The organism is Shewanella sp. AC34-MNA-CIBAN-0136, assembly GCF_040309945.1.
In the GTDB taxonomy this organism is placed as follows: domain Bacteria; phylum Pseudomonadota; class Gammaproteobacteria; order Enterobacterales; family Shewanellaceae; genus Shewanella.
The window spans coordinates 79,748-93,266 of record NZ_JBEOPJ010000013.1 but is presented as its reverse complement, the minus strand read 5'-3'; the positions used below and the strand labels follow the sequence as shown (position 1 = coordinate 93,266).

The following is a 13,519-nucleotide window of genomic DNA, read 5'->3' as shown; positions in this document are numbered from 1 at the left end:
CGATGACCAACTCTCCTTCAAAAGTATTCGCCATTGTCGCCGGAGAAATCTCCGGCGATATTTTAGGTGCCGGTTTAGTTAATTCACTCAAAAAACGCTACCCTGATGCACGCTTTATTGGCATTGGTGGCCCTCGAATGCAAGCTCTAGGGTTTGAGAGTTTATTCCCAATGGAAGAACTGTCGATCATGGGCTTAGTCGAAGTGTTATCACATTTACCTCGACTGCTTCATATTCGTTCAAGTCTCGTGAAACAAATTACTGAATTAGCGCCAGACTGTTTTATTGGTATTGATGCGCCCGATTTTAATATTGGCGTAGAGCTTAAATTAAAAGCCAAAGGGATTAAAACAGTCCATTATGTCAGCCCGTCAGTATGGGCTTGGCGTCCAAAACGTATATTTAAAATTGCTAAAGCCACTAATATGGTGTTGTCGTTATTGCCGTTTGAGAAAGCGTTTTACGACCAACATCAAGTACCTTGTACCTTTGTGGGGCACACACTCGCGGACGATATTCCGATGCACAGTGATAAGCTGGCTGCTCGGCAGTTATTAGGATTAGATCCTAATGCTGAATACTTGGCAGTATTGCCAGGGTCCAGAGGCGGAGAGCTAAAGCAATTAGCTGAACCATTTATAAAAGCTGCTCAGTTAGTTAAGCAAACCTTTCCAGACATCAAATTTGTCACCCCAGTGGTTAATGATGCTCGTCGACAACAGTTTCTTGCTGCACTGGAGGAGTTTGCTCCCGATCTAGAAGTCACTATTGTTGAAGGTCAATCTCGCGAAGTCATGGCTGCTGCAGATTGTATTTTATTGGCTTCTGGCACCGCGACATTAGAGGCCATGCTGGTTAAACGTCCTATGGTTGTGTCGTATCGGGTTAGCCCAATTACATACGCCATCGCGATTAAAATGATGAAAATCAAAAATTATTCGTTGCCTAATTTACTCGCAAACGACACCATCGTGCCAGAACTGATGCAAGCTAATTGCCAACCACAGTTAATTGCCGATGCGATAATCAACCAGCTTAATCAAGATTTTGCACCGCTAAATACCCGCTTTGAAGAATTACATCAATTGCTAAAGTGTAATGCCAGCGAGCGAGCTGCAGATGCTGTAGTAGCATTATTACCAGCGCCGTAACCTGACTAGGATAAGCTAATATGTCGACATTATCGGTTGTGATAAAAGATATTACCCCTGAACAAGTAGCCATTATTTCACAAGGGCTTGTTGCTGGTGTTGACGAAGTCGGGCGTGGTCCACTGATTGGTGATGTGGTCACTGCCGCTGTGATTTTAGACCCAAATAAACCGATTGTTGGCCTTAATGATTCTAAGAAGCTTAGCGAGAAACGTCGTAATTCCTTATATCAACAGATAATGGATAATGCGCTAAGTGTCAGTATTGGCCGTGCCAGCCCTGCTGAAATCGATGAGCTGAATATTTTGCATGCCACCATGTTGGCCATGCAGCGCGCAGTAGCCGGGTTATCCATTTTACCTGAACGAGTGCTGGTTGATGGTAATCGGGTACCGGATTTTGGTATTGCCAGTCATGCGATAATTAAAGGCGACGGCTTAGTGGCTGCTATTAGTGCGGCATCCATTATTGCCAAAGTCACTCGTGATGCCGAGATGGACGCGTTAGACAATCTGCACCCGCAGTATGGCTTTGCTAAGCATAAAGGGTACCCAACCAAAGCGCACTTCGAAGCGTTAGCCTTGTATGGCGTATTACCTGAACATCGTAGAAGTTTTAAACCTGTCGCTGAACGTATATTGCTTCAGGATACATTTTGATAATAGCCAAATTAAGCGAGTTTATCGTTGGATAACATCGCGTAGTTTGGTAGTCTAAATCCCGCATTTTCGTGTTGTTTCATTCATCTTTTTCGAAGAAAAAATATTCTATGTCCGATCCTCGTTTTGTTCATTTGCGCGTCCACAGTGATTATTCAATGTCAGATGGCGTTGCTAAAGTTAAACCTATTATTGCTGCTGCTGAAAATCAGGGGATGGCAGCAATAGCGTTAACTGATCAAAACAACTTTTGTGGTTTGGTTAAGTTTTATGGTGCTTGTAATGGTGCGGGGATCAAACCGATCATTGGCGCCGATTTTTGGGTGCAAACACCTGGTTTTGAAAAAGAATTCTGTGCCTTAACCATTATCGCGATGAACAATGAAGGTTACCAAAACCTGACTCAGTTGATCAGTGAAGCCTATCTTCGCGGTCATGTTGATAACCGTGTGGTGATCGACCAAGATTGGTTAGTCAAATATAACAGCGGCTTGATCATTATCTCGGGTGCCAAAGATGGCGATGTCGGTAAGGCATTATTAAAAGGTAATCAAAACCAAGTAGAGTCGCTGATTGCCTTTTATCAACAACACTTTGAAGATCGCTATTACCTCGAGCTTATCCGCACTGGTCGTGCCCATGAAGAACGCTATTTACACATGGCGGTTGAGCTAGCATCAACCAAAGGTTTACCTGTAGTTGCCACTAACCAAGTGGTGTTTTTAAAGCAAGATGACTTTGAAGCACATGAAATCCGGGTGGCAATTCATGATGGTTTTACCTTAGTCGATCCGCGTCGCCCTAAAACATACAGCGATCAACAATACCTGCGCACCGAAGATGAAATGATCGCATTGTTTGCCGATATTCCGTCGGCAATTCAAAACAGTGTTGAAATCGCGAAACGCTGTAATGTCACCATTCGCCTAAATGAATACTTTTTGCCTAATTTCCCTACTGGCGACTTATCCATTGAAGATTTCTTGGTTAATGTGTCCGTTAAAGGCTTAGAAGAACGTCTCGAATTTTTATTTCCAGATCCACAAGTTCGCGTTGAAAAACGTGTCGAATATGACGAACGCCTCGAGATTGAACTGAAAGTCATTAACCAGATGGGTTTCCCTGGTTACTTCCTTATCGTGATGGAGTTTATTCAGTGGGGCAAAGACAACGGCATTCCAGTTGGTCCCGGCCGTGGTTCTGGTGCGGGTTCATTAGTCGCATACGCGCTTAAAATTACCGACTTAGATCCACTAGAATACGATTTACTGTTCGAACGATTCTTGAACCCTGAACGTGTATCCATGCCCGATTTCGACGTCGACTTTTGTATGGACCGACGCGACGAAGTCATTGATCACGTTGCCGAGTTATACGGCCGAGAAGCGGTATCACAGATTATTACCTTTGGTACTATGGCGGCCAAAGCCGTTGTGCGCGATGTTGGCCGCGTATTAGGTCATCCTTACGGCTTTGTTGAACGGTTAACTAAATTAATCCCCGCAGAACCAGGGATGACATTGGCGAAAGCCTTTGAAGTTGAACCCGCGCTTCCTGAAGCCTATGACGGCGATGAAGACGTTAAAGAACTTATCGATATGTGTCGCCGCTTAGAAGGGGTAACACGTAACGCGGGTAAGCATGCCGGTGGTGTGGTTATCGCACCGACTCGAATTACCGATTTTGCACCGCTGTATTGCGATGCCGAAGGCTTAAACCCAGTAACACAATTTGATAAAAATGACGTTGAAACTGCTGGTCTGGTTAAGTTCGATTTCTTGGGCTTACGTACCTTAACCATTATTGATTGGGCATTGCAGATGATTAATCCGCGCCTGATTAAAGAAGGTAAAGAACCCGTTAGTATCGAAGCCATTCCGCTTGCCGATCCTGCCTGTTTTAGATTACTGCAACGCTACGAAACAACCGCGGTATTCCAGCTGGAATCTCGCGGTATGAAAGACCTGATTAAACGTCTGCAGCCCGACTGTTTTGAAGACATGATTGCGCTAGTGGCTCTTTTCCGCCCAGGTCCTTTGCAGTCAGGCATGGTTGACAACTTTATTGAACGTAAGCACGGCCGTGAGGAAGTGTCATACCCAGATGCTGAATATCAGCATGAGTCACTAAGAGAGTTATTGTCACCGACCTACGGCATCATTTTGTACCAAGAGCAGGTCATGCAGATTGCTCAGGTATTGTCGGGTTACACCCTAGGCGGCGCGGATATGCTCCGTCGTGCAATGGGTAAGAAAAAACCTGAAGAAATGGCCAAGCAGCGCGGCACGTTTAAAGAAGGGGCGATTAATAACGGCGTCGACGGCGACTTGTCGATGAAGATCTTCGACTTAGTGGAAAAGTTCGCCGGTTACGGTTTTAACAAATCGCATTCTGCCGCTTATGCACTGGTGTCGTATCAAACGTTATGGCTAAAAACCCATTTCCCATCGCAGTTTATGGCCGCGGTAATGTCTGCCGACATGGACAACACCGACAAAATCGTCACCTTGGTTGACGAATGTGAACGCATGGGCTTGCCGCTAATTCCGCCCGATGTCAACAAAGGCTTATTCAAGTTTACTGTCGATGACGACCTTAATATTGTTTATGGTATCGGCGCGATTAAAGGCGTCGGTGAAGGCCCGGTAGATTCTATTTTAACAGCCCGTAAAAATGGACCGTTTACCGACCTGTTCGATTTTTGTGCTCGAATTGATTTGAAAAAACTCAATAAGCGAGTAATTGAAAAGCTTATCCTTGCAGGCGCCTTAGACACATTAGGCCCGCATCGAGCATCAATGATGGCGACCTTGCCTCAAGCGATTAGTGCTGCGGCGCAACATGCTAAAGCAGAAGCGACTGGTCAAAATGACATGTTTGGTTTACTCAATAGTGAACCTGAAGACAGTAAGCAAAACTTTGTCCATTGTACTCCGTGGCCAGACAAAATCTGGTTGGAAGGTGAGCGCGAAACATTAGGACTTTACCTTACTGGTCACCCTATTAATCAGTATTTAAAAGAACTGAAGCAATACACTAATGGCCGCTTAAAAGACATTCACCCAACCGAGCGCGGTAAAACCGTAAAAGCAGCTGGTCTAGTGGTGGCAACACGGGTGATGATCACTAAGCGTGGCTCTAAAATGGGCTTAGTCACATTAGATGATAAAAGTGCCCGTTTAGAAGTCATGCTATTTACCGAGCCGTTTGAGAAGTTTGGTCATATGCTTGAAAAAGATCGCATTCTTATTTGTGAAGGTGATGTCAGCTTTGATGATTTCTCTGGCGGCAATCGCATGAACGCCCGTAATATCATTGAAATTGGCGAAGCGCGCAGTCACTTTGCCAAAGCGGTTGAAATCAATGTTCATGGCGATGATGTCACGCCAGAGTGGTTACAAACCTTTGAGCAAACATTAACACCGTGGCGTAAGGGCGCTGTGCCTGTGGTGATTAACTACACCAAACAACAAGCCAGTGGCAAAATCGTGTTAGGTGAAGAGTGGCGAGTTAATCCTAGTGATGAGTTAATGTTAGCCCTCGAAAGCATGCTTGGTTCAACTAACGTCAAAATCGTGTTTAATTAGGCGCGCATCATGATTGAAAAGTCTTCGTTATCAGAGCAAATAAGTGCACCACAACTGCTAAGTTTGCTCGAACAAGCGATATTACCCCTTTATCAAATGAATGTAGTTAAAGGTGAATCATCGCCTAAGTTAGTACTGGCTTACAGTGGCGGCGTTGACTCAGAAGTGCTCGCATGTGGATTAAGTGCCTTGGCACACAAGCATCCGCATATTGCTTGCCTGCTTATTCATGTTCATCATGGACTTAGTGTCAATGCTAACACTTGGGTACAGCACTGTATCACTCGAGCTAATCATTATCAGCTTCCAGTGCAGATTGAACGAGTTAAGGTTGAAAAGGGTCCTCGGCAGAGTTTAGAGGCGCAAGCCCGTGATGCTCGTTACCAAGCATTTGACCGTTATCTTAATCCCGGCGATATTTTATTGACCGCACATCATCAAGATGATCAACTTGAAACCTTATTACTCGCGTTAAAACGTGGCCAAGGCCCAAAAGGCTTAGCGGCAATGGGGGCGGTACAAGCTTACAAACAAGCTTGGTTAGTTAGACCATTATTAGATATCAGTCGCGGTCAAATTGAGCAATTTGCGGCGCAAAAACAACTATCCCATATTGAAGATGAAAGTAACCAAGACGACAGCTTTGATAGAAATTTTTTACGCCTCGATATCATTCCAAGATTAAAACAGCGCTGGCCAAGTATTGCGATTACCGCAGGGCGGAGCGCCGCATTATGTGCCGAGCAACAACAGGTTATTGACGACGAAGTGAGTCATCGCTTACCCGAGTGGTTAATAGTGCCAGGCGATACAAATGCATTAATGACCGAATCAACCGGGTTTAAACTCACCGGGTTTGGCCAATTGAGTGCCGCTTGGCAAGCATTACTGTTTCGCGGTTATTTAATTCATTGTGGCGTTAGTTTACCTTCGCAAGCGCAATTACAGCAGATCCTGTCACAACTGTTAGCGGCTAAAGACGACGCGAATATGTCGATTCAGTGGGGCGATTATCAGGTTAAACGTTTTGCTGGCATCGCTTATGTGGTTAGTCATAAAGAGTTAGAGGTTATTGATGCAAGTACAGTGCAACAACCATTTGAGCAACTGCTTAAAGGCGAGCTGCAACAGATAGTGTGCCGCGTTGGGCACAAGCAATACCCGCTGGGTCTGCAAATTGCTGCGGACAATACGCCGCTACTTGCTTTACCCAATAATACCGCCGTGAGCATACGCTTTGGCGCGGCAGGTTCAATTAAATGTCAGCCACAATTTGCCACATCACAACGGCAAAAACCGCGCGAATTAAAGAAACTGTGGCAAGAATGCAATATCCCGCCATGGCGTAGACCACAAATCCCGTTAGTTTTTTATGGTGACACCTTAGTCGCCGCCGTTGGTTTATGGGTCGACAAACGCTATTTAGCGCAAACAGGTGAGCAAGGGATTTGTATACCGCTTTTGAACACCCGATGAAAAGCGGTAACAACAAGCAAAAGCGGTAACCGTCGGTCAAGATGATAACAAGCGGTAACAACGGATAAATCGCTAGGTGCTAGGCCGCTTCGCGACTAGATGCGATAAAAGCGGTAGTACTGCTGATGGCTTCAGACTATATTATTGAATTCGGCCTTTATTGCCGCGAAGCGTTCTAGCAGGACGAAGTCCGCTCTAGTCCCTGGCATCTGTTACAATAAATTTTCTTAATACTCAACAGAGGATGTTGTCTGTGAATACCTTTCGTTTATTAGCTGTGTTTGGTGTGTTACTTCTGCCAAGCGTAAACGCTACCCCATTTCAATTTGATCAAAAAACCTATCGTCAAAATGTGCAAACCTTAGCAAGTGATGAATTTGAAGGCCGTGGGCCGTTATCTCATGGTGAAAAACTGACGGTTGAGTATTTAGAAAACGCCTACAAAGCAATGGGACTCGCTCCTGGTTTTGGTGACAGTTATCGTCAAGCTGTGCCAATGGCTAAAATTACTGCCGATCAAACAATGCAGTTGAGAATGGGTGATTTAGTGTTCAACAACGGCACTGATTTCACTGCCCGTACTGAACAAGTTCAGTCTCAAGTGAGTGTAGATAACAGTGATGTGGTGTTTGTTGGCTATGGTATTAATGCGCCAGAATATCAATGGAATGACTACGCTAACATTGATGTTAAAGGCAAAACCGTGATTATGCTGGTCAATGACCCAGGCTTTGCGACTCAAGATCCTGCCGTCTTTAAAGGCAATGCCATGACCTATTATGGCCGCTGGACTTATAAGTATGAAGAAGCAGCAAGGCAGGGCGCCAAAGCGGTGTTTATTGTCCACGAAACTGCACCCGCAGCCTACGGTTGGAACGTCGTTGAAAACAGCAACACTAATACTAAATACACCTTAGTTGATGATCAAAATAATCAATCACACATTGGCGTCATGGGTTGGATCCAGCACCAAACCGCGCAAAAAGTGTTTCAAGCAGCAGGCTTAGACTTTGATAAAGTCAAACTCACCGCAGCAAAAGCGGGTTTTAAGTCTATACCACTTAAACTCAAAGCCAATTTAGCAGTAAAAAATACCATTGAATTAGCCACCTCATATAACGTAGCAGGGCTGATACCAGGTACCAGCCAAGCCGACGAATGGTTGGTCATGCATGCCCATTGGGATCATTTAGGTAAAACCGTACAAGATGGTAAAACCGTTATTTTAAACGGTGCCGTCGACAATGCCTCTGGCGTGGCAGGTGTGTTACAGCTTGCTCGTCATTTTAAAGCGCAAAACAAAGCACCCAAACGCTCTATTCTGTTTACTGCATTTACCGCAGAAGAAACCGGACTCATTGGTGCGCAATACTTTGCTGCCAACCCACCCGTACCCACAAAACAACTGGTATCGTTTTTAAATATAGATGGCATGAATGTAGGCAAAGGTGTTAATTACATCCTGCGTTATGGCCAAGGCGTATCAGAACTTGAAACCTATTTAGACGATGCCGCCAAAGCACAAGGCCGTACAGTAAAGGCTGATCCTCGTCCACAAAATGGCTTAATGTTCCGTTCAGACCATTTTGCTTTAGCCCAACAAGGCGTCCCCGGGTTAATGTTCATGAGTTTAGGCGACACTGACCCAGACTACATTGCCCATAAGTACCATCAAGGCGCAGACGATTACGATGCCAGCTGGAATTTAGGCGGGGTAGAGCAAGATCTCGCTTTAATCAGCGACATCATTGAAAAGCTTGCCAACAACAACGACTGGCCAAAATGGATAGAAGATTCAGACTTTAAAAAGCGCAGAGCACAAGACGGTAAATAACCGTAGTGTATTTTTATTTGAAATGGCCTACGGCCACTAAGGTCGTAGGCGCTTCGCCCACACCAGACTATTTCAAACTTCGTTTGAAGTAAGATCGCAAGGTTCCACCCTACATGGGCTGATACATATGGCCTGCGGCCACCAACGTCGTGGCGCTTCACCCACACCAGACCAAGAGGAAACCAACGGCTGTTCCCTCTTGGAACTCCCAGCCGCCCCGCAACATTTTCGCTATTTACAAAACAACAGCTGCGAAAAGGTCGCCATGGGGATTGATCCAGCTTTGGGCTTTATTTGGAATCGGCTTCGGACTTATTCGAAAATGCTAACGCTTCCGATGGTACATCCTGTACCGCGAAAGCTAGCCTGACGTCCTGTCAGGCTCACGCTATTTTCTTCAACGTCCTCAAGTTCAGAGTTGAGACCCATTACAAGCAAGGCATATAACTCGTTTCTGCCGCGAAACTAGTTGAAGAGTATTGCCAATGATACAAAAATATAGAGAAAGTTTTGTTTAATGAAATATCGTGGTTAACACTATTTCTTTGCAATATGACTTAATTTTTAAATATTAGAATGCGTTACATAAATATATGAAGTATCTTCGTGTAACAAAATAAAATGGAGAAGCTTATGTTCAAGGATGTCGAACTCTATCAAATTACTCTATTAGTTTTAGCTGTTCTATTGTGTGTGACATTTTTTATGGTTTACTCAACATCACGTAAACGTAAAGAACTAACTATTGAAATTGGACGTAAAGAAAAAGCGCTGAAAAGTAAACCGATTGATCAACTTATACTTGATTTACAGAAATCATATCAAAACATCGAACATAAGCTATCTACAGGGATGCCTGTATATAATGAGTTAAATAAAAAACTAGCTCATATTAATGGACAATTAAAATTTATCGATGTTGGATTGTTTCCTCCTACATTCAATTTTGATGATAGTGAATCACTGAAAAAGCATATTGAAGATTGTTTAGAAGTACAATTCGAATCAATCAGGAATAGTAGAGCGACAACTGCATATTCTAACTGGGAGTGGTTTGGCAGTAAAAGTGAAGGTGCTAAGATGGTTAGTTCTTATCGAAACCTTTTGTTAAAAGCATTTAATGCTGAGTTTGATTTCATTCGAAAGCAAATGCGTCATTCAAGTTATGATATAGCACTGAAAAAACTATATAAGCTTGAAGAGCAATTATCAAAACTTGGTGAAACAGCAAGAGTTGCTATTTCAAGTGATTATTTAAAGCTTAAAGTAAATGAGCTTTCAGTTTGGCATCGTGAGCTCCAACACAAAGAAAACCTTAAACAGCAAAAGAAAGAGCAACAGGCTTTAATTAGAGCGCAAGGTAATCAATCAGGTGATCAAGCAGAGGAAATAGGGGATGAACTTTATTATCGTAAATCTGATTTGATAAAAGCTCAGAAGCTTGCCAGTCAATTACACGGTGCTAATGCCGCAGAAATAGAATTAAAAATTTCCCATATTAATAGTGAAATTAATCAGTTAGAGCGTAAGTTTGAAAGAGCAACATCACAAGCTCAGTTAACAAGAGTTGGTTACATCTATGTCATTTCTAATATTGGTAGCTTTGGTGAAGGAGTTGTGAAGATAGGCATGACAAGGCGCTTAGAACCTATGGATAGAGTTAATGAGTTGGGTGATGCAAGTGTTCCCTTTAAATTTGATGTTCATACACTCACATTCGTTGGTGATGCTCCTGAGATTGAAAGGAAGTTGCATCAAAAGTTTAATGATAGACGTGTGAATGCCGACAATTATCGTAAAGAGTTCTTCAGAGTATCGTTACAACAAGTTACGGAAGCCATGGAAGAATTAGGTATTGAATGTGATTGGTATTTTGATGCAGAAGCAAAAGAATATCGAGAAAGCTTACTCATGCGAAAAGCTCTTAAACATGATGCCTCACAAGCTCAGACTTCATCATATCAGTTACCAGCTTCCATATAGGGGGAATAGCATATGTACATAATTATGTTATTAGCATGTTTATTATCTTATTCAATTTATTTACTTTTGTCATCTCGATCTAAGTTTCTGGCGCTAAAAGAAAAATCTGCTCAGATTCAAATAATGTATCAACCAGTGACGATTGAAGAACAAAAATTAAATGATTTAAACAATAAGTACAGCTCTCTTCAATCAAGTTATCAAGATAATTTAACACTTCTCCGTAAACGTGAAGAATTGTTTTCTAAGTACCATATAAGTATTGGTACATCAGACTCTACGGTATATTCAAAATTGGTTAATAGTAGGGAGCTGAAAGATATAGAAAGTAAATTACACCAGTCCAAAGCTAGACTAAAAGAGATGGTAGGTAAAAAGACTGCTTGTATTTGTAGCATAGGTTCAGATGTTAGAGTTAACGGTAAGAAATCAGAAGCCACTAAATTGTTTAATAGAGAAGTTAAGCTACGACTTCGTTGTTTAGACAATGAATTTAAGGCAGCATCAGCGCTGGTAGCATGGAATAACATAAATCGTTTAATTCAGCGTACTACAGATACATTCAATGAGATTAATGTTTCTGGTACCACAGTTAAAACATATCTGAGTAATGAATACTTAAAGTTAAAAACTGAGGAGTTTCGGTTAAGTTATGAACTAAATCAATTGAATCTAGAAATTAAAGACATTGAACGTGAAGAGGCCAAAATTCTCCGTGAAGCAGAGCGCGAAGAAGGGCGAATAATCGCTGCTGCAGAAAAAGCAGAAAAAGAACGAATTATAATGGAAAAGCTAGTCGCTGAAGAATTGGCTAAATTAGAGTCGAGTACGGAAGAGCAGAAAGCGTTATATAAATTGCATCAGCAGGAATTAGAAATTCTTCGTGAAAAAGAAAGACGAGCTATATCTTTAGCCCAACTGACTCGAGCTGGGTATGTATATGTCATATCGAATGAAATGTCATTTGGCAAAGGAGTCTGTAAAATTGGGATGACTAGAAGGGCTGATCCTAATGATAGGGTAAAAGAGCTTGGTGATGCTTCGGTACCTGAGTTATTCGATGTTCATGCTTTCGTTTTTACCGAAGATGCACCCACCCTTGAAAAATATTTGCACAATAGCTTTGCAGAACAAAGAGTTAATTTAGTTAATAATCGTAAAGAATTCTTCTATGTGATGCCCGCAGACGTGATTGAGCAATTAGAACGGTATGATAAATCAATTAATATCAATTACTTTGACGTTAATTTAAATAAATAGACTGGCTATTGTGTAGTCGTATTACTCTAAACCTAAATGTCAGAGTCATAAACAGTCAGTTAGATTTTTTCCATAAACGAGTTAGTTTTTTATGAAAATGCATAGATTCAACTCTGAACTTGAGGCCGTTGAAGAAAATAGCGTGAAGCTCACATGGATGTGAGCTTAGCTTTCGCGGTACAGGATGTACCATCGGAAGCGTTAGCATTTTCAAATAAGGCCGAAGCAGGCTGCAAACGAAGTCAAAAGCTAGAGCTATTTCCGTCGCAATTTTTTCGCTGCTGTTGTTTGGTTAAAAAGCGAAAATGTTGCCGGAACGGCAGGGGTGATCCAAGAGGGGATTGCTGTTGATCCCCTTTTGGCCCGTGCAGGGTGGAACCTTGCGATCTCAATTCAAACGCAGTTTGAAAAGCCAGTTGTGGTTGCAGGCCATAAAAAAGCTTAACCATCTTAAGCCAAAGATGATTTAACCACTAAACAAGAAACCTGTTTCTGCTTCCCATATTGCATCACCTGCGCCAGTTCTGACTGACTAATCGGTACATATGCAGCGTTAATCGCATCTTTTTGTGCTTCAACAAATGGGTCGTGAATAAACATAAACTGCTCGTTGTAACCGCTTAATACCACCCAATGTGGGCCTTTCTCGCCATTAAAGCGATAAGTACTTATCATCAGCAAAACGGCATAACCGCTGTCAATCCAATGTTTAATTTGAACCAGTGTAGGTGCCGCGTTGTGTATCTCAACACCTTGCGAAATCAATTGTTGGCAAAAGTCGTCATGCACAATGGTGATGACGGCTTTTTTATTGCTGTCACGGACGCTATCAATAAAAGGAACCGAGGTTGATTGGCTGTACATTTCAATTTGTAAGCCACGCTTAATCGCTGCTAAGGCTAAGCCATGAACACTGCAACCGCCGTGGCCGCTGGTCATAAAAATAGTGGTGGCTTCGCGCCAAATGCTCAGCTCATCAACTCGACTTGGATTATATTGCGGCTTTACCGCACTCATGGCCATCATTAAGCAGGCCGCGCCACAGGTAAATGGGGTGGTTTGTACATACAAAGGCATCTTGATGACTTTGCTTGGCCCTGGTGGGTCTAGGCGTTTGTGCATACGCACGCCATCGGCCAAGTCATCATAATAATGCACTAAGGTCTTTAGGACTTTATAACCCATTTTTAAATAAAGATTTTTGGCGGCGATATTGTCGTTTCGTACTTCTAGGCGTAATGTAATGAAACCACGCTCGACCACCGTGTGCTCACATTGTGTGACCAGTTCGAAGGCAATGTTGCGACCTCTAAATTCGCTTGCAACGGCAATAGAGTACAGCCTGGCTAGCCGAGTACCACGATGAAACAACACCAGAGCATAGCCTGCAAGTGTGCCGTCTATTTCGGCCACTAATAAGCTGTCCAGAGGTGAATTGATAAAGCGTTTCATCTGCCGAGAACTGATTTTATCGCCACTAAATGCATTGTTTTCGATGTGGTTTAGTTGGGGCAAATCGCTGGGGGTTGCTTGACGAATAAGCATGAGTCGGCTCGAGTTGGCAAAACA

Annotated in this window: 8 protein-coding genes; 7 read left to right on the top strand and 1 reads right to left on the bottom strand. The window is 42.9% G+C overall.

Annotated features, from left to right (window positions below):
- Positions 1 to 2: 2 nt before the first annotated feature.
- From lpxB to AAEY94_RS13905, 7 genes are all read left to right on the top strand, one after another.
- Positions 3 to 1,151, top strand: a complete 1,149-nt coding sequence (gene lpxB / locus AAEY94_RS13935; RefSeq protein WP_101086638.1) for a lipid-A-disaccharide synthase — start codon at positions 3 to 5, stop codon at positions 1,149 to 1,151.
- Positions 1,152 to 1,171: 20 nt separating this feature from the next.
- Complete coding sequence (gene rnhB, locus AAEY94_RS13930; protein WP_350979077.1) at positions 1,172 to 1,810, top strand: ribonuclease HII; 639 nt, start codon at positions 1,172 to 1,174, stop codon at positions 1,808 to 1,810.
- A gap of 110 nt (positions 1,811 to 1,920) precedes the next feature.
- Complete coding sequence (gene dnaE / locus AAEY94_RS13925; RefSeq protein ID WP_162023504.1) at positions 1,921 to 5,397, top strand: DNA polymerase III subunit alpha; 3,477 nt, start codon at positions 1,921 to 1,923, stop codon at positions 5,395 to 5,397.
- A gap of 9 nt (positions 5,398 to 5,406) precedes the next feature.
- Entirely contained in the window at positions 5,407 to 6,873 is a 1,467-nt protein-coding gene (gene tilS, locus AAEY94_RS13920) for a tRNA lysidine(34) synthetase TilS (protein ID WP_350979076.1), read from the top strand.
- A gap of 244 nt (positions 6,874 to 7,117) precedes the next feature.
- Entirely contained in the window at positions 7,118 to 8,707 is a 1,590-nt protein-coding gene (locus AAEY94_RS13915; RefSeq protein WP_350979075.1) for a M28 family metallopeptidase, read from the top strand.
- Between the two features lie 633 nt (positions 8,708 to 9,340).
- On the top strand, positions 9,341 to 10,690 hold the full coding sequence (locus tag AAEY94_RS13910) for an SNIPE associated domain-containing protein (RefSeq protein ID WP_350979074.1): 1,350 nt from the start codon (positions 9,341 to 9,343) through the stop codon (positions 10,688 to 10,690).
- A 12-nt stretch (positions 10,691 to 10,702) separates the two neighbouring features.
- Positions 10,703 to 11,950 carry an SNIPE associated domain-containing protein gene (locus AAEY94_RS13905; protein WP_350979073.1) on the top strand — a complete coding sequence of 416 codons (1,248 nt, stop codon included), beginning with the start codon at positions 10,703 to 10,705 and terminating at the stop codon, positions 11,948 to 11,950.
- A gap of 450 nt (positions 11,951 to 12,400) precedes the next feature.
- On the opposite strand, the gene AAEY94_RS13900 is transcribed toward AAEY94_RS13905, so the two are convergent.
- Positions 12,401 to 13,495, bottom strand: a complete 1,095-nt coding sequence (locus AAEY94_RS13900; RefSeq protein ID WP_192115283.1) for a GNAT family N-acetyltransferase/peptidase C39 family protein — start codon at positions 13,493 to 13,495, stop codon at positions 12,401 to 12,403.
- Positions 13,496 to 13,519 lie beyond the last annotated feature (24 nt).